The sequence below is a fragment of the Deinococcus multiflagellatus genome, assembly GCF_020166415.1.
GTDB lineage: Bacteria > Deinococcota > Deinococci > Deinococcales > Deinococcaceae > Deinococcus > Deinococcus multiflagellatus.
In genome coordinates, this window is the sequence record NZ_JAIQXV010000004.1 from 191,543 (window position 1) to 207,572 (window position 16,030).

15 protein-coding genes and 2 tRNA genes are annotated in these 16,030 nt (G+C 68.8%); 9 read left to right on the top strand and 8 right to left on the bottom strand.

Features of this window, described 5'->3' with window-relative positions; genetic code table 11:
* Nucleotides 1-22: 22 nt before the first annotated feature.
* Nucleotides 23-442, top strand: a complete 420-nt coding sequence (locus K7W41_RS07950; protein WP_224606626.1) for a DUF805 domain-containing protein — start codon at nt 23-25, stop codon at nt 440-442.
* 68 nt (nt 443-510) lie between these two features.
* Here K7W41_RS07950 and K7W41_RS07955 read toward each other — a convergent pair whose 3' ends face one another.
* Nucleotides 511-1,554: a metallophosphoesterase gene (locus K7W41_RS07955; protein WP_224606630.1), complete on the bottom strand. Its 1,044-nt coding sequence runs from the start codon at nt 1,552-1,554 to the stop codon at nt 511-513.
* A 52-nt stretch (nt 1,555-1,606) separates the two neighbouring features.
* Here K7W41_RS07955 and K7W41_RS07960 point away from each other — a divergent pair, with 52 nt between their 5' ends.
* Nucleotides 1,607-2,047, top strand: a complete 441-nt coding sequence (locus tag K7W41_RS07960; RefSeq protein WP_224606635.1) for a DUF805 domain-containing protein — start codon at nt 1,607-1,609, stop codon at nt 2,045-2,047.
* 232 nt (nt 2,048-2,279) lie between these two features.
* Here the strand turns inward: K7W41_RS07960 and K7W41_RS07965 are convergent, their stop codons facing one another.
* Entirely contained in the window at nt 2,280-3,293 is a 1,014-nt protein-coding gene (locus K7W41_RS07965) for a phosphotransferase enzyme family protein (RefSeq protein ID WP_224606638.1), read from the bottom strand.
* An 88-nt stretch (nt 3,294-3,381) separates the two neighbouring features.
* On the opposite strand from K7W41_RS07965, the gene K7W41_RS07970 reads away from it, so the two are divergent.
* Nucleotides 3,382-3,885, top strand: a complete 504-nt coding sequence (locus K7W41_RS07970; protein WP_224606641.1) for a GNAT family N-acetyltransferase — start codon at nt 3,382-3,384, stop codon at nt 3,883-3,885.
* Nucleotides 3,886-3,985: 100 nt separating this feature from the next.
* Entirely contained in the window at nt 3,986-4,549 is a 564-nt protein-coding gene (locus tag K7W41_RS07975; protein ID WP_224606644.1) for a GNAT family N-acetyltransferase, read from the top strand.
* Between the two features lies 1 nt (nt 4,550).
* Here the strand turns inward: K7W41_RS07975 and K7W41_RS07980 are convergent, their stop codons facing one another.
* Nucleotides 4,551-5,381, bottom strand: a complete 831-nt coding sequence (locus tag K7W41_RS07980) for a PH domain-containing protein (protein ID WP_224606646.1) — start codon at nt 5,379-5,381, stop codon at nt 4,551-4,553.
* Between the two features lie 245 nt (nt 5,382-5,626).
* On the opposite strand from K7W41_RS07980, the gene thrS reads away from it, so the two are divergent.
* A complete protein-coding gene (thrS, locus tag K7W41_RS07985; protein WP_224606648.1) occupies nt 5,627-7,576 on the top strand; it encodes a threonine--tRNA ligase in 1,950 nt (649 codons plus the stop codon).
* A gap of 71 nt (nt 7,577-7,647) precedes the next feature.
* Here the strand turns inward: thrS and K7W41_RS07990 are convergent, their stop codons facing one another.
* The 4 genes from K7W41_RS07990 to K7W41_RS08005 are packed head-to-tail and all read right to left on the bottom strand — an operon-like array spanning nt 7,648 to nt 11,219.
* Nucleotides 7,648-8,904: a permease prefix domain 1-containing protein gene (locus K7W41_RS07990; RefSeq protein WP_224606650.1), complete on the bottom strand. Its 1,257-nt coding sequence runs from the start codon at nt 8,902-8,904 to the stop codon at nt 7,648-7,650.
* Nucleotides 8,901-9,242 carry a PadR family transcriptional regulator gene (locus tag K7W41_RS07995; RefSeq protein WP_224606652.1) on the bottom strand — a complete coding sequence of 114 codons (342 nt, stop codon included), beginning with the start codon at nt 9,240-9,242 and terminating at the stop codon, nt 8,901-8,903. The genes K7W41_RS07990 and K7W41_RS07995 overlap by 4 nt, the downstream gene beginning before the upstream one ends.
* A 57-nt stretch (nt 9,243-9,299) precedes the next feature.
* Entirely contained in the window at nt 9,300-10,325 is a 1,026-nt protein-coding gene (locus tag K7W41_RS08000) for a DsbA family protein (RefSeq protein ID WP_224606654.1), read from the bottom strand.
* 21 nt (nt 10,326-10,346) lie between these two features.
* On the bottom strand, nt 10,347-11,219 hold the full coding sequence (locus tag K7W41_RS08005) for a glycerophosphodiester phosphodiesterase (RefSeq protein ID WP_224606656.1): 873 nt from the start codon (nt 11,217-11,219) through the stop codon (nt 10,347-10,349).
* 198 nt (nt 11,220-11,417) lie between these two features.
* On the opposite strand from K7W41_RS08005, the gene K7W41_RS08010 reads away from it, so the two are divergent.
* The 4 genes from K7W41_RS08010 to K7W41_RS08025 all read left to right on the top strand — a co-directional run bounded on the left by K7W41_RS08010 (nt 11,418) and on the right by K7W41_RS08025 (nt 13,181).
* Nucleotides 11,418-11,491: transfer RNA gene (locus K7W41_RS08010), tRNA-Cys, on the top strand.
* 26 nt (nt 11,492-11,517) lie between these two features.
* Nucleotides 11,518-11,592 (top strand) — tRNA-Val (locus K7W41_RS08015).
* Nucleotides 11,593-11,704: 112 nt separating this feature from the next.
* A complete protein-coding gene (locus tag K7W41_RS08020) occupies nt 11,705-12,019 on the top strand; it encodes a hypothetical protein (RefSeq protein WP_224606658.1) in 315 nt (104 codons plus the stop codon).
* 136 nt (nt 12,020-12,155) lie between these two features.
* Nucleotides 12,156-13,181, top strand: a complete 1,026-nt coding sequence (locus tag K7W41_RS08025; protein WP_224606661.1) for a PIN/TRAM domain-containing protein — start codon at nt 12,156-12,158, stop codon at nt 13,179-13,181.
* A gap of 98 nt (nt 13,182-13,279) precedes the next feature.
* Here the strand turns inward: K7W41_RS08025 and K7W41_RS08030 are convergent, their stop codons facing one another.
* The gene (locus tag K7W41_RS08030; RefSeq protein ID WP_224606664.1) at nt 13,280-16,018 is read right to left on the bottom strand and encodes an AAA family ATPase; all 2,739 of its coding nucleotides are present in this window, start codon (nt 16,016-16,018) and stop codon (nt 13,280-13,282) included.
* Nucleotides 16,019-16,030: the final 12 nt, after the last annotated feature.

The window sequence follows — 16,030 nt, forward strand, 5'->3', positions numbered from 1 at the left end:
CAAGAGCTTTGTGGAGAGGCATATGAATGAATATTTGAAGGTCATACGGGGGAATTACGCCAACTTTAAAGGTCGTGCCCGCCGCCGCGAGTACTGGATGTTCGTCCTTGTCAACTTCTTTGTCTCGTTGAGCCTGAGTGTCATGAGCAATGCGCTAGGTTGGACCCTTACTCCAGATACCACTAACCCGCTGAGAAGCTTGGGCGTACTGGACGGTCTGTACACCTTGTTCATCTTGGTGCCTGGCCTGGCCGTCAGCGTGCGCCGCCTGCACGACACGGGCAGAAGCGGATGGTGGCAGCTGATTGCCCTCATTCCACTGGTGGGTCCACTGGTGTTGCTGTTTTTCCTGGTTCAGGACAGTGAGGATGACGAGAATGATTGGGGTGGCAATCCAAAGGCACTGGGCTCCCAGAGTGATGCTCCTCTGCGCCAGTGGTAGACCAGTTCTGAGACATGAGCCGTGGGAAGCGGTGCGTGCGTGGTCATGGCGACCCCACGCACCGCTGTTCATGGGCGTTTGGTCAGGCGGGCTGTCTCGGTCATGGTGACGGCGCCGCCCTCCCCCACCGTGTAGGCGCGGATGGTCAGCGTCTCTGGGGTGATGTCCAGCCACAGAAAGCCGGGCTGGCCGTACACCTCGAAGGCGGCGGGGCGCGTGCCCCGGCGGCTGCCGCCCACCTCGCCAGCGGCGCCGCTCACGGCGGTCCAGGTGCCGGGGCAACCCGGCTGCGGGGCAAACACCTGCAGGGCGTGGTCGTGGCCGCTGAGCAGCAGGTCGGCCTGGGTACAGGCCACCTTGTACAGCTCGCGCACAGCGCCGCCGCGCTGAAAGGCGAAGGGCAGGTTGTCGTAGGCCCCGGCGTCGCCGTGTTTGCCGTTGCTGTACAGGGGATGGTGCCCCAGCACCAGCCGCCAGCGGGCCACACTCTGGGCCACGCTGCGCGCCAGCCATGCGCGCTGCGCCGCGTCCCAGGGCCCACCGGGCCGCTCCTGGGGCTGCACCGAGGGCAGGTAGGCGGCCAGCGGCGCGGTGTCCACCACGAACAGGTCCAGCAGGCCGCCCACGCTGGCCTGATACTGGCGCCCCGGCATCACCCACTGCGGATTGAGGCGGCTGTAGGCCACCTGGGCCGCCGCGCCGCGCGGATCGGCACCGTCGCCGCCCCAGAGCCAGGATTCATCGTGGTTGCCGAGCACCATGACGAAAGGAATGCCCAGCGGGCCATACAGGGCTTCAAAGCGCTCGCGAAACAGGGGCGAGGTCGCCTCTCGGGGACCCGCCGGGTAGAAGTTGTCTCCCAGTGCCGCGCCCAGGTCGCAGCCCTGGGCAGCGCACACGGCGGCCATCCCCTGGGCCACCCGCCGCTGAATATCGGTGCCGGTGCCCTGGTCGCCCATCACCACGAGCCGCAGGCGCTCGGGGCGCCCAGCTTCCAGGGTCACGCGCGGCGCGTTTAGACCTGCGTCTGCTGAGCCGGTCACCGCTGGCGCACAGGCCACCAGGCTCCCCACCAGCAGTACCCCCATCGCCCGCCGCACATCGTTCCACATAGACCCAATGTGAGGCTTAGACTGTTCTCACGCAACAAGGGGAGGTTTGCCTATGAACGAGTATCTGAAGGTCATCAAGAACAACTACGCCAACTTCCGGGGCCGCGCCCGGCGCCGCGAATTCTGGATGTTTACACTGATCAACACCATCATTCTGGTGCTGCTGATGCTGCCCTGGTATCCGGCCTACATCTCGTCCATGTCGCAGGGCGAGACGGGCCTGCCGTTCGGCGCTGGTGGACTGGCGGGCATCTTCTCGATCCTGTACGCGGTGTACACGCTGGCAATGATCCTGCCCACCCTGGCCGTCACCGTGCGCCGCCTGCACGACACCGGCAAGAGCGGCTGGTGGTACCTGCTGAACCTGATTCCGTTTGGCAGCATCGTCATTCTGGTGTTCACGGTGCTCGACAGCGAGCCCGGGGCCAACAAGTGGGGGCCGAACCCCAAGGGCCTGAACACGGGCGCCGCCGCCCCCGCCAGCAACTGGTAATCCCAGGTTTTTTTCGCCCCGGCCGCCACATGGCCGGGGCGTTTGCCTTGGTGGGCCTTTCGCCGCTCTGGCCCCGTTATACGGATTCCGGATGGTCTGTTCCAGGCCCTCCGCTTCGCTACGGTGCTTCCACTCCTCTCCGTCACCGCTTCTCCTTCTCTGCTGGGCAGCTCTGCGAGTCCCTCCGGTCGGGTTCATCAGTTGCTCCACAACTGATGAACCGGAAGCCTTATTACGCCTTGTCCAGCAGGCCCGGCACGTCGTGGCGGAACACGCCGCTGTCCAGGTAGGCGCGCAGCTTGGTCACGCTGTTGGGCACGTAGCGCGGCAGGATGGCCTGCCACTCGGCGTTTGTGTTCACCAGCAGGTCGTTCAGCAGGACCACCGCCCGGCCCGCCACCAGGGTTTCGTAGTCGGGCGGGGCTACATCGGGCAGGGGGGCCACAGCGGCGTAACCGTCCAGCAGGGCCGCTTCCAGCTCTGCTTTGGGCCGCAGGTAATAGGCGCTGATGGTCAGGTCCTGCACGGGCAGGCCCAGGCCGCTGTCATCGAAATCAAAGACGCTCAGGCGCCCACGGTGCCATTTCACGTTCCACAGGTGCAGGTCCGCGTGCAGCGGGCGCGGGGCCTGCGCAGCATACAGGCGCGCCAGGACAGCGTCCACCTGGGTGCGCACCGCCTGAACCACGGCCAGCGCGTCTTCGGGGAGCAGCGGCCCGGGGCGCAGGTGGTCGCCCATGCCCATCAGGGGGTCCCGCAGGGACTGCAGGGCCGCGCCAGCGGGCAGCGTGAAGCCCTGGGCGTGGCGGTGCAGGAGGGCCGCCGCGCGCCCCACCTCGCGCAGCTGCCGGGGCGTGGCCTGTTCCCCCAGGTCCCGGCCCGGCAGCCAGGAAAACAGGGTGGCGGGCAGGGCGTGGCCCAGCGCCTCGTTCCAGACCTCGCCCAGCAGAGCGCCGTCGCGGCGGGGCTGCGGCACCGGCAGCTGCAGGTCGGTGTCCCGGGCCAGGGCCGCCAGCCACGCCACCTCGGCGGCCAGCTGAGCCGGGGACCGCCGCGAATTGACGTTCAGGCGCAGGGCGTAGCGCTCGCCGCTGGTGGTGTCCACGCGGAACGTGGTGTTGAAGCCGTGATTGAGCAGGCGCAGGCGCCGGACCTCCAGCGGGTAGGCCTGCAGGGCCGCCTGGGCCGAAGCGCGCAGGCGCGCCACCTGTGCGGGGCGGGACAGCTGGGCAAAGGGCGTGGACATACGCCAGAGCGTAGGCAGCCGCTCCCCCCAAGCGCCATGCGCCAATTGGCCGAGGCTGGGCGGGGCCCCTGTTCGCCACACTGCCCCCATGTCCCCTCCTGTGTCCCCCACCATCCGGCCCCTGCGTCCCGCAGATTTCGCGCAGGTGCGCCCCATGCTGCTGGACATGGGCTTTGTTGACGATGAAGCGGCGCTGGCCGAACGCTTTCCGGCCTTCTGCGCCCACCCCGACTGGGCGCTGCTGGGGGCCTTTCAGGGCGGGCAAGTGCTGGGCTACGCCGCCGCGCACGACACCGGCCCGGACCTGCGCTCGGGCCACGCCCACCGCACCGCCAAGCTGCACGACCTGTACACCCACCCGGCCGCCCGCCGCCAGGGCGTGGGCCGCGCCCTGATGCGCGAGGTGGAGGCCTGGGCACGGGGCCGGGGCCTGCGCCACCTGTACTGGTATGCCAACCTGCGCGAAGCGACCCCCGCTTACGTGGGCATGGGGTACACCCCAGGTGACGAGGTGCAGGAGGGCTACCGTTTCTTCGAGCTGGACTTCGGCGCCGAGAACACCCGCCGCCCGCACCCGGAGCGCGGCCAGTGATACGACTTCCGAAAAATTCCGTAACGTGTTATGGAATTTTTCCGACCAGAGGGACTCGCAGAGCTGCGAAGCAGAGAAGGAAAAGTACGGATTTCCGGAAATGGACGGAATCCGTATGACCTGGACGGCGCACCTCACCGCGCGCGCTGGAGTCACACCAGAGCTGGAACAGGACCTGCGCGCCCTGCTGCAGGCCGCCTACCCGCAATGGGCGGCGTTCTGGGCGGGCACGTCCTTCTGGGGCAGCGAGCCAGAATGGCACCTGTGGCTGGCAGGGCCAGATGGGCGCCCGGCCGCGCAACTGGGCTGTGGGCGGCGCGTGGCCGAGGTAGGCGGGCAGGCGCTGACGCTCATGGGCGTGGGCGGGGTCGCCACCCACCCAGCCGTGCAGGGGCAGGGGCTGGGCCGGCAGTTGCTGGGCGAACTCGCGGCGTTTCTGCGGGCCCAGGCCCTGGCCGACTTTGCCTTTTTGCAGTGCCGCGAAGAGGTGGCCCCTTTTTATGAACGCAGCGGTCTGAGCCGCGTGCCCAACCCCGCCCACTTTCTGGACCCCGATGAGGGCGAGTGGGTGACCAACGCCGGGCCCACGCTGATTCTGCCGGTGCGCCGCGCCCTGGGCGACTGGCCGCCCGGCACCGTGGGGCTGCGGGGCCTGCCCTGGTGAATCAGGGGGCCGGCGTGAACCAAGCAGCCAGCGTTTCCGGGTCCTGCGGCGTGAGGTAGAAGGTGGGCCCACCGGCCTCCAGCAGCAGGGCCTGCGCGGGGCGGCTGCTTCCGGCGGCGGCCTGGACCCGGCCACCGGGCACCGCGCCCGTGCTGAAGGTGCCGCTGTAATAGCCCGGCAGCGCGGTGCCAAACAGCCGCAGGCCCAGCGGCACGGTGGTGAGCGTGGCGCGCGTGCCGGCGCGGGGAAAACGGGTGGTGGTGCCGGCCGTCCGCACCACCAGCGCGTCCCCGTCCAGCAGGTAGCGCACCCGGGGCCGGCTGAACAGAAAGGCCACCAGTGGCAGCAGGGGCACCAGCAGCAGCAGCTCCCAGCCAGGGCGCGCGGGCTGCGCCGGGCGAAATGTCGCCGTCTCTCCCGCCCGCCACGCCCGCAGCAGGGCGTCTGGGTCGGCGGGGGTCAGGACGGTGGGGGGGCGGGTGGCGAACACCAGCGCCGCCACGTCCTGCGAGCTGTCGCTGAACACCTGGGCGCGCCCCAGGTCGGTGCGGAACAGGCCCACGGTGTAACCGGGCAGAACCGAGCCGACCTCCTTGCCGCGCAGCCCAACGGGACGGCGCTCCACGGGCGTTCCGGCTGGAATCACCGTGTGGGCCCCCAGCGACCTGGCCGTGATCTGGCCGCCTTGCACGCGGTAGACCGGCAGGCCCAGCAGCACTGGACCCACGGTCAGTGCAGGGAGGAACAGCAGCGGCAGCACCAGGGCCAGCCGCACCCAGGGCCACCAGCGGGGGACGGTTTCGGTCTGCACCGCCACAGGCACCGGAGACATGGGCCCATCCTAGACCCGGCGCCCGCCCTTGCCGCTGCCCCACCTGGGCCGCTATCCTGCCCCCATGAAGCCCCCCTGCCATCACTCCGGTCTGGTGATGGGCGGCGTGTGGCGGCAGCCGATGTCTGCACAGCCCGGTCTGATCACGCGAACTCTGCGCGCCTGAGAACCCCACAGCGGTTTTCAGGCGTCTTTGCTGGACACGCGGCCAGACCGGGCTTTTTTATTGTCAAACGAGGTTGAACATGCACGTAACGCTGCCCGACGGAAAACAACTTGATCTGCCCCAGGGCGCCACGGCCCTGGACGCCGCCCAGGCCATTGGCCCCCGCCTCGCAGGTGACGCCCTGGCCGCCACCGCCAACGGCGACCTCGTGGACCTGATGAGCCCGCTGCCCGACGGCGCGCGCATCACGCTGATCACCAAGAAAAACCCGGCCGACGCCGCCCCCGTGTTCCGCCACTCGCTGGGGCACGTCATGAGCCAGGCGGTGGGCGAGTTCTACCGCGCCAGGGGCCACAGCGCCGAGGCGGTCAAGCGCGGCGTGGGCCCCAGCATCGAGAACGGCTGGTATCAGGATTTCGACCTGCCCGAGCCGCTGAGAGAAGAAGACCTGCCCGAAATCGAGCGCCTGATGCGCGAGATCATCGCCCGGGGCCTGCCCTTCAGCCGCCGCGAGGTGAGCAAGGCCGAGGCCCTGGCGCAGTTTCCCCACGATCCCTACAAGCAGGAACTCATCCGCGATCTGCCCGACGATGAGGCCATCACGCTCTACCAGCAGGGCGACTACGTGGACCTGTGCCGGGGCCCGCATTTCCCCAACACGGGCAAGCTGCCGGGCAGCTTCAAGCTGATGAGCACCAGCGGCGCCTACTGGCGCGGCAACGAGAAAAACCCCATCCTGCAGCGGGTGTACGGGGTGGCCTTTGCCACGCAGAAGGAACTCGACGAGTACCTGCACGCCCTGGAAGAAGCCAAGAGGCGCGACCACCGCAAGCTGGGCAAGGAGCTGGAACTCTTCACCATTGACCCGCTGGTGGGCCGGGGCCTGCCGCTGTGGCTGCCCAACGGCACAGTGCTGCGCGAGGAACTGGCGGCCTTTCTGAAGCAGCAGCAGTTCCAGCGCGGCTACCAGGGCGTGATCACGCCGAACATCGGCAACCTGGACCTGTACAAGACCAGCGGGCACTACCAGAACTACAGTGACTCCAACTTCTCGCCCATCACGGTGGATGACGAGGAGTACATGCTCAAGCCGATGAACTGCCCGCACCACATGCGGATTTACGCCAGCAAGCCCCGCAGCTACCGCGATCTGCCGGTGCGTCTGGCGGAGTTCGGCACGGTGTACCGCTACGAGCAGTCCGGCGAACTGAACGGGCTGACCCGCGTGCGCGGCTTCACGCAGGATGACGCCCACATCTTCTGCCGCCCGGATCAGCTGAAAAGCGAATTCCTGAACGTGCTGGACCTGACGGTGCTGGTGCTGAAGACGTTTGGTATGAACGACGTGCGCTTCCGCGTGGGCACCCGCGACCCGGGGAGCGAGAAGTACGTGGGCGAGGACAGCTACTGGGAGATGGCCGAGGGGCAGATCATCGCCGCCGTGGAAGAGGTGGGGTTGCCCTACTCCATAGAGCCGGGCGACGCCGCCTTTTACGGCCCCAAGCTGGATTTCGTGGTCAAGGACGTGCTGGGCCGCGAGTGGCAGCTGGGCACCATTCAGGTGGACCCCAACCTGCCCGAGCGCTTTGACCTGAGCTACGTGGGCGAGGACGGTCAGGACCACCGCCCCATCGTGATTCACCGCGCGCCCTTCGGCAGCCTGGAGCGCTTTGTGGGCATCCTGATCGAGCACTACGCCGGGGACTTCCCGCTGTGGCTGGCGCCCCGGCAGGTGATGATCATCCCCATTGCCGACCGTCACAACGACTATGCCGAAGCCCTGCGCGCCGAACTGCACGCCGCCGGTCTGCGCGCCGAGGTGGACGACAGCTCTAACCGCATGCAGGCCAAGGTGCGCACGGCCGAGCTGAGCAAGATCCCGGTCATGCTGATTGTGGGCGACAAGGAAGCCGAGGCCCGCGAGGTGAGTGTGCGCGAGCGCACGCCCGAAGGCCACAAGGAGCGCAAGGGCGTGGCCTTTGACGACCTGAAGGCCGAACTGCTGGAGCGGTACAGAACGCGGGCGTAAACCGGAGCAACAACACTGAAGCGCCAGGGACTGTGGAGAGTCCCTGGCGTTTGTCTGCTGAGCCCCCTTCTTTACGGCACCTGCACCGTGCGCGCCTCTGGGCAGGCGCTACACCCTGCCGTCACGGGTCCCGGGGGCAGCGGCACGACATGCAGTTGGCCCATGGGCGTCAGGTCGTTGGGGACGGCCAGCAGCATGGCCGCCTCACGCCCCGCCCGAAGTTCATCCAGAAACTGTGACTGGGACGCCACGAAGTTGAGTTGAGGCCGTTCTTCACCCTGTGCCACCACTGGAAAAGAGAGACGGCCACCTTGCGAAGACACCACCCATGCATTCAGCGCAGGCAACAAGACCTGATTTGGAAACACACGCCGCGGGCTGAACGTGACCAGGGCATAGAGCTGACCAGGGCGCGACACCGCCAGATTCACCCGGTTGTACAAGATGGACCCGAGCGTTGCCGCCGCTAAGGCTCTTGCCTCGAAAGCCCAGGCCTTCGATTTAAAAGCGGGCTCACCGAGCGACTCCTGCACCTGGGCCGCAGCCCGAACCGCCGGGGTCAATTTCTGATCCAGTTCGTTTTCCAGGTAAGCCTCAATGGTGCGCAGGCCCAACTGCGTGTCTGGGGCGATGGGCCGCCCAGCCACTCGCACCCCCAAGGTGACGCCGTCTACCTGCAGCGGCCAACCCTGCCTCGCCCCCTCGGCCAGGGCCTCAGCGACGTTCAGATAACCGCGTTTCACGCCAGCGTGTCCTAATCGGCCCACCTCTACAGTAAATGGCTTGGCACTCAGCGCGGCCTCGCCGGGCATCACCAAGGTCTTCTGAAAGAGACCATGTGTCTGCACGCCCAGACCTTTCAGAAAGCCGCGTGCCTCCGAAAACGGCATAATCCCATAACTCTTAATCTCCTGGGCAGTCAGCGGACCATCGCTGTAAATGGCCAGGCACGCGGACCGTCCCTGACAGGGATCAACCCATTGGGCTGATGGAAACAGCACTCTGTTGACCAACCGCGTCACGTCCTCCTGCCCCCGGCTGTAGGCATTCGCCACCCAGCTGGTCAGCAGCACCGAGGCGGCCAGCACCCCCATGCCCGCCGACCAGCGCCAGTGGGTGCGGCGCAGGCCCCGGGCGATGTGGGCTGGCGCGCCCAGTTCACGCATTGCCTGGGCGCGGGCGTCGGCCTCGGCGGTGGCGCCCAGGATCAGTTGCAGTTGCGCGGCCCGCTCGTGGATGTGCGAGCGCAACTCGGCCTGCGCGTCGCGGCGGGCCTGGCCCCGCAGGCCCCGCGTGGCGGCGCGCACAAAGCGTTCTTCAGGAGTCATGCGAACTCCAGGAAGGGGCGCAGGGCGGCGGCGTGGGCGCGCTGGGCGTCACGCTGGCGGTGCAATTCACGCACGCCGCTGTCGGTCAGGTGGTAGTACTTGCGGGGCGGGCCGCCCACGTCGCTGGGCTGCACCTCGGCGCGGATCAGGCCGCGCTTTTCCAGGCGGTGCAGGGCCGGATACAGCGTGCCCTCCTTGAAGCTGAAGTGGCCGCCCGTCCTGTTCTGCACGTCCTGAATGATGCGCAGGCCATACAGTGCTCCGCCTTCCAGGCTGGCCAGCAGCAGGAATTCCAGGCTGCCGCGCAGCAGATTGCCGTCCCTTTCTCTACCTTGCATGACTATAGAGTGACACAAAAAAGAAGCAGGCCGGTGCCGACCTGCCTCTCCCCACGCTCAGCGCAGGCTCTTGACCCGCGCGTCAATGATGCTGGCGGCCGACGGCGTGGCCGAGGTGATGGCCTGCACCACCGCCTGCTCCTCGGCGCTGCGGTAATCCATAAGCTTGATGCCGTTCAGGAACACCGTGGGGGTGCCGCGCACGCCCAGAGCCACCCCGGCCTTGTACTGCGCCTCCACGCTGGCCTTGAAGGTGCGCTGGCCCAGGCAGGTCTTGAACGCGGCCGTGTCCAGGCCAGCCGTCTTGGCGTACGTGCTGAAGCGGCCCGACACGTCCTTGGGGTCCAGGCGGGTCCAGCTGCTGAACTGGTCGAACAGCACGTCGGCGTAGGGCCAGAACTTGCCCTGGGCGCCGGCACACTCGCTGGCCTCGGCGGCGCTGAAGGCGTTTTTATGGAAGTCCAGCGGAAACTGGTAGTGGGCGGTGCGGTACACGTTCGGCTGCCGCTCCCACTCGGGCAGGGCGGTGTCCCACAGCTGCTTGCAGTAGGGACACTGGAAATCGCTGAAGATGCGCAGGGTATTGGGCGCCGCTGCGCTCCCCGCCACGTTCCTGGTGACGGGAAAGGCGCTGTCAGGCCAGATCTGAATGGCGGTGTAGGCGCGGTAGCGGGTCTGGGCGCCGGTGCCTGTGGCCTTGATCACGAAAAAGTCCGTGGCGTTGTCGTCGCTGAAATCCTGCAGGCCCTGGGCCAGCTGCGCCTGCAGCTGCGGTTGTCCCAGGCTCTGGGCCAGCCGGGGGATGTCGGCTTCCTTCATGCCCCAGCCGGCCGCGATGCCGCGCGCCAGATCGTTCAGGTTGTCGGTTTCGGTCAGGACCCCCACCACGTATCCGCCCGCCACGTCCAGGGTGACCGTGATGGCCCCCCGGCGCAGCGCGGTGCCGTCCGGGGTAAAGCCTTTGAGAACCGCCTGGGCCGCCGTGTCCTGCGGCGTGGCAAACAGCTGGGCCTGCGCGGCGCCCCCCAGACTCAGAATCAGGGCGGCGCGGCGCAGCGCGGATGACAGAGAAGAACGCTTCACCCGCCCAGTGTAGAGCAGCGCCTAGCGTCCGCCCGGGGCTGGTTCGGCCAGCACCCGTTTCAGCAGGTCCGGCCGGTCGGTGATGATGCCGTCCACGCCCATGTCGCGCAGGCGGCGCATCTCGGCCGGGTCGTTGATCGTCCAGACCTGCACGGCCACGCCCCGCGCGTGCATGGCGCGCACGAAGCCGGGGGTCACCACTTCAATGCCGCCAGCGCGCACCGGCACCTGCGCCACCCGCCCCGGGGCGGGGGCCAGGGCGGCCAGCCCCACCTTGCTCAGCAGCACCAGGGGCCGCAGTTCGCGCTCGGTCATGGAGGTCATGACTTCCGGGCACTCGCGGCGGAACTCGTTCAGGGCCTCGTCGCTGAAGCTGGCCGCGATCACGCGCCCGGTGGCGCCCGCGTCGCGCAGCGCCTTGCAGAACGGCGCAGCGATGCTGGGCCGCGCCTGCTTGAGTTCAATGATCAGGGGCAGGCCTGGAAAGGCCGCCAGCACCTCGTTCAGCTGCGCGGCCCGCACCCCCTGGCCCCGGAAGGGAAAGGTCTGGCCGCCGTCGGTGGACAGGGCGTACCCGGCGTCGGCGGCCAGCACCTCGGCCAGCGTCAGGTCGGCAATGCGCCCTTCGCGGTCGGTCAGGCGGTCCAGCGTGTCGTCGTGCGAGAGGACCAGCGTGCCGTCGCGCGTGGCGTGCATGTCCATTTCCAGCAGGTCGACCCCCAGCGCCGCCGCATTGCGGTAGGCCAGCATGGTGTTGCTGGGCCACAGGTCCTCGCCGCCCTGGTGGGCGATATTCAGCGTTTTCCCGGTGATAAACCCATTTGCCGGGGCCTGCCCCGCGCCACACGACACCAGCAGCCCGGCCAGCGCCGCTCCCACCCATTTGTTGTGCATAGGGGTAGCGTAGTACACCGCGCGTCAGGACCGCGTGACGTTCCCAGAGCGGACGGGCAAGGTCTTGCCCCGGCTCTCCCGAGAACGGAGCGCCCGCGCCGGCCGGTTTACAGCCCCCGGGCCGCGTGCTAACATTCCTTCCGCTGGAAGAGGAAAGACCTGCCAGCCCTCCCGCAAGGGACAGCAACAGCCAGTGACGGCGCTGTAGCCAAGTGGTAAGGCAGAGGTCTGCAAAACCTCCACCACCGGTTCGAGTCCGGTCAGCGCCTCCAAGTTTACCCCGCAGACCAAACTGCACAGAACCGTAGCTCAGGGGTAGAGCACTACCTTGACACGGTAGGGGTCAGGGGTTCAAATCCCCTCGGTTCTACCAGACACCCGGCTTTCCTTAAGGAAGCCGGGGCTTTCTTTGAACGGGGTGTGTCCCGCTTTAACGGAAAACCGGGCGCACGTCCCGCCCGCACTGAATTACAATTCGCATTCGAATGACGGACGTGGAATGGTTGCTCCTGGCTGGCGCCTGCTTTTGTGCCCTCTATGCCTTCTTCACGCTGCGCTCCGGTGCGGCGCGGCTGCATTACCGTGACCGCCCGCTGTACTGGCGCGGCGCGGCGTTGCCCCTGGTGCTGCTGACGCTGGCCAGCGGCGTGGCCGCGTACGGGCTGCTGAACGAGGGGGCCACCAGCCTGTTCGTGCTGGCCGCCAGCGTGGGGGCCCTCAGCGCCGCCCTGGCGTGGTTTATTGAGCAGGAACCCAGCCGGCTGGTGCGCTGGGCCTACCGCACCGAGCGGTCGTCCTGAAGCCTGAAGAGGGGCTTGCCCCCCCCGCCCATCAGCGCTGCTGAACGACAGTTCTTCGGCAGCGCTTGATTCTGCTGAAGGTTCGCTCATGTCTGGCAGGGCGCGCCCTAAGCACCAAGCAGGTACACTGCTGGGCGTGCTTGCTGTTCGACTTTTTGTCATGCTGCTGGGGCTGGGCCTGGGCTACTTGGCTGGCCGCGCGCTGGCAACGGACCAGACCGGCGGGCTGGGCACCGTCAACACCCTGAGCCTGATGCTGGCCGGCACCCTGAGTGCCCTGCTGCTGGCCCCCCGCGCCGAGGCGCTGCTGGGCCGCGTGTCACAGCGTTTCTTGCGCTGGTACGCCGCCCTGTCGCCCCGCACGGTGGCGGCGGCGACCTTTGGCCTAATCGTGGCGCTGCTGCTCAGCGTGCTGCTCAGCAGTCTGCTGCGCAGTCTTCCCTTTTATACCTGGGTGCTGAACGTGGCGGTGACGGCCGTGCTGGCGGTGTTTTTCGTGTCCTTTGCGGTGCGCAACGCCGAGGCGTTTGGTCTGCTGGCCTTTCCGCAGGTGCGCCGCAAACCCGGGGCCAAGGTGCTCGACAGCAACGTGATTATTGACGGCCGCATACTGGACCTGATTCGCGCGGGGTTTCTGGACGGCGACCTGCTGGTGCCCTCGTTCATTCTGCGCGAGATCCAGACCCTGGCCGACCACCAGGACCCCCAGAAACGCACCCGGGGCAAACGCGGCCTGACCGTGCTGGAAGAGCTGCGTGGCCTGCGCCCCATCCAGGTGGCCGACTGGGACACCGCCCTGCCCACCACCGACGACAAGCTGATTCGCTTCGCCCGTGAAACCGGCGCGCGGATCGTGACCAACGACAGCAATCTGGGCAAGATTGCCCGCCTGCACGGGGTGGAGGTCCTGAGCATCCACGAAGCGGCGGTGGCGCTGCGCCCCCAGATTCAGGCGGGCGACCACCTGACCATCACTGTGACCAAGGGCGGCCAGCAGCAGGGCCAGGGCGTGGGTTACCTGGAAGACGGCACGATGGTGGTGGTGGAAGACGGCCTGAAACTGCGCGGCAAACCCGCCCGCGTGCTGGTGGTGAACAATGTGCAGACCAACGTGGGCCGCATGATCTTTGCCAAGGTGGACCGGGAAGAAGGCGCGGCGTAAAAACGGGGAGTGGTGCGTGGGAAGGAGAGAGTGGAACAAGCACTTGACGCCCTTCCCAGTCTGCGCAGGTGCCGTACCCACTTCCCACTCCCCACTTCCTACAACCCCTCCAGCCTCTGCACGCTGCTGCCAGCCACGCTCTTGGTGACCAGCAGGCGGCTGGGCAGGCGCTCGGAGAGGCTCTCGACGTGGGTGACCACGCCCACCATGCGGCCCTGGGTGCGCAGGTTGTCCAGGGCGCCGGCCACCGCTTCCAGGGCCTGGGGGTCCAGGGTGCCGAAGCCCTCGTCCAGAAAGAGCGCGCCCAGCACCTTGTTCCCCGCCAGGTAGTCGCTGAGGGCAATCGCCAGCGACAGGGACGCCAGGAAGGTTTCGCCGCCCGACAGGGTTTTAACGCCGCGCACCTCGCCCGCGTTCCACAGGTCCTGCACCACGTAGTCGCCGTCTTGCAGGGCGAGGCGGTAGCGGCCGTCGCTGATCTCGTGCAGCAGCAGCCCCGCGCGGGTGAGCAGTTGCGCCTCAACCTCGGCCAGCAGGAACTGCTGGAACTCGTTGGCTTTCAGGCTATTGGTCAGCGTTTGCCAGGTATCGAAAGTGTGTGAGGCCTGCTGGGCACGGGCCTCAATCTCGGCCTTGCGCTCCAGGCGCTCGCGCAGGGCACGTTCCTGTTCGGCCAGCTGCCCGGCGCGCTCGCGGGCCGCACTCAGGGCGGCGTCAGTGGCAATCAGGTCGCGTGCCACCTGGGCCAGCTCGGCCGGATCAAACGGGGCGGCGCCCAGCTGGCGGTCCAGGTCGGCCAGGGCCACGCGCCCCTGCGCCAGTTGCGCGGCGTGGGTGCGCGCGGCGTCTTCCAGGGCCGCCACCTCGGCTTCGGGCAGGGCGGCGGCGCGGGCCTGGGCGGCGTCCAGGCCCAGGCTGGTCAGGGCGCCTTGCAGGGCGGCGCGGGCGTCCTCGGCCTCCTGGGCGCGGCGCTGGGCCCCGGCCTGCAGGCCGCGCAGGGTGGCGGCAGCGGCGCTGGCTTCGGCCTGGGCCCGGCCCAGGTCGGCCTGGGCGCGCTGCAGCGCCGTGCGAATGCTGGCGATGTCCTGCAGCGTCTGCTGCCGGGCGCGGGCTGGGTCGGGGCCCGCCGCGCGCACCCGGGCGGCCAGGCCGGCCAGCAGGCGCCCGGCCTGGGTCTGGGGATCGCCGCTCACCAGGGCCTCGGCGGCGCGCAGATCGGTTTCGCGGGCGGCAAGCTGCTCTTCCCAGTCGCGCAGGGTGGCGGCGCGGGCTTCGGTGGCGCGGCGCAGGGCCCCCAGTTCCAGCCCAATTTCCTTGTAGCGCAGCCGCCGCCCTTCCAGGGCCGCCCGGCGGGCCGCCACCTCCCGTTCCAGGGCGCCCAGATCCGGCACCTCGCCCGCAGGCAGCACCCGGACCGGCTGCTCGCACAGCGGGCAGGGCTCGCCCAGGTGCAGGTGGGCGCGGTAGGCGGCGACCCCGGCGGCCACCTGCGTCTCCTTCAGCGCGGCCTCGGCGCGGTCCAGGTCGGCCTTGGCGGCCTTGCCCTCGCGCTCCACCCGGCCCTGCTCGGCCTCCAGCTGCCCCATCTGGGCCTGCTCGGTGCGCTGGCGTTCCTGATCGGCCTGCCACGCGGCGCGCTGGGCTTCAATCTGCACGCGCTCCTGGCGGTTCTTGTCGGCCCGCTGGGCGCCCTCGCGGGCGGTCAGGAAGGCGTCCTCGTCCCAGGGCAGCGGTTGGGGGTGGGTGGTCTGGGGGGTGCCCCCGGCGCGGCGCAGGCGGGCGGCGTCGCCCTCGGCCTCGCGCAGGGTGTCGGCGCGGGCCTCCAGTTCGGGAATGCGCGCCTCCTGGGCCTGGGCGGCGGCCAGGGCCTGCTGGGCCGCCTGCTCGGTCTGCTGCGCCCGGTGCAGCGCCTGTTCGGCCAGCTGGCTTTCGCGGCCCTCGCGCTCGGCGGCAATCCGGGCGCGCTCGGCGGCGTCCAGCAGCGGCAGCACCCCGGCCACCCGGCGGGCCTGCTCGGCGCGCCCGGCCCCGGCCTGCACGGTGGCGGCGCGCGCTTCTAGGGCCGTGAGGCGCCGGGCCGCCTCTTCCCGCGCCTTCCACACGCGTTCCTGCTCGCGCAGGCGGGTCTGGGCCACCTGAAGGCGCTCGCGCTCGTCGGTCAGGCGCTCGGCGCTGGACTGCACGTCCTCGCGCTCGGCGCGCAGGGCGGCGGCGGCCTCGGGGGTGACGCCCTCGTATTCGCCGGCCAGCACGGCGTTCAGACTCTGGGCCTCGTGCTTCAGTTCCTTGGCCCGGTCCGAGGCCACGCGCTGCATGGCCGCCACATGGTCCAGCCCGGTCAGTTCGCCCAGCAGGGTCTGGCGCTCCTTGCCGGTGCCGTGCAGCACGCGTGAGAACTCGCCCTGCGGCAGCATCACGCTGCGCACGAAGGTTTTGAAATCCAGCCCCACCACCCGGCGAATGCGCTCGCTGATGCCCTTGGCGCCGCCGTCCGAGAGGTTGGCCCAGCGGCCGTCCTCGTCCAGGCGCTCAAAGCGGACCTCGTTTTCGGCCTGCTTGCGCCCCTTGGTGCGCGAGGCGCGGTAGGTCTGCCCCCCCACCTCGAAGGTCAGGCTGACCGACAGCCCGCGCTCGCCCTGCGCAATCAGCGCGTCCAGCCCCGAGGCCCCCAGCCGCGCTGTCTGGCCGTACAGCGCAAAGGTCATGGCGTCCAGCAGGCTGCTCTTGCCGCTGCCCGTGGGCCCCACCAGCGCGAACAGTTCCAGGTCGCCAAAGTCCAGCGCCGTGAACTGCCGGAAGGCCGTGAAGCCCTGCAGTTCGAGTTTTAGTGGCCGCATGGGTGGCCCTCC

Coding starts and splice junctions, on each gene's coding strand:
- K7W41_RS08005 (WP_224606656.1), bottom strand. CDS start 11,219: ATGCACAACAAATGGGTGGGAGCGGCGCTGGCCGGGCTGCTGGTGTCG.
- K7W41_RS07975 (WP_224606644.1), top strand. CDS start 3,986: ATGGACGGAATCCGTATGACCTGGACGGCGCACCTCACCGCGCGCGCT.
- K7W41_RS07980 (WP_224606646.1), bottom strand. CDS start 5,381: ATGTCTCCGGTGCCTGTGGCGGTGCAGACCGAAACCGTCCCCCGCTGG.
- K7W41_RS07995 (WP_224606652.1), bottom strand. CDS start 9,242: ATGCAAGGTAGAGAAAGGGACGGCAATCTGCTGCGCGGCAGCCTGGAA.
- K7W41_RS08020 (WP_224606658.1), top strand. CDS start 11,705: ATGACGGACGTGGAATGGTTGCTCCTGGCTGGCGCCTGCTTTTGTGCC.
- K7W41_RS08030 (WP_224606664.1), bottom strand. CDS start 16,018: ATGCGGCCACTAAAACTCGAACTGCAGGGCTTCACGGCCTTCCGGCAG.
- K7W41_RS07950 (WP_224606626.1), top strand. CDS start 23: ATGAATGAATATTTGAAGGTCATACGGGGGAATTACGCCAACTTTAAA.
- K7W41_RS07960 (WP_224606635.1), top strand. CDS start 1,607: ATGAACGAGTATCTGAAGGTCATCAAGAACAACTACGCCAACTTCCGG.
- thrS (WP_224606648.1), top strand. CDS start 5,627: ATGCACGTAACGCTGCCCGACGGAAAACAACTTGATCTGCCCCAGGGC.
- K7W41_RS07990 (WP_224606650.1), bottom strand. CDS start 8,904: ATGACTCCTGAAGAACGCTTTGTGCGCGCCGCCACGCGGGGCCTGCGG.
- K7W41_RS07970 (WP_224606641.1), top strand. CDS start 3,382: ATGTCCCCTCCTGTGTCCCCCACCATCCGGCCCCTGCGTCCCGCAGAT.
- K7W41_RS07965 (WP_224606638.1), bottom strand. CDS start 3,293: ATGTCCACGCCCTTTGCCCAGCTGTCCCGCCCCGCACAGGTGGCGCGC.
- K7W41_RS07955 (WP_224606630.1), bottom strand. CDS start 1,554: ATGTGGAACGATGTGCGGCGGGCGATGGGGGTACTGCTGGTGGGGAGC.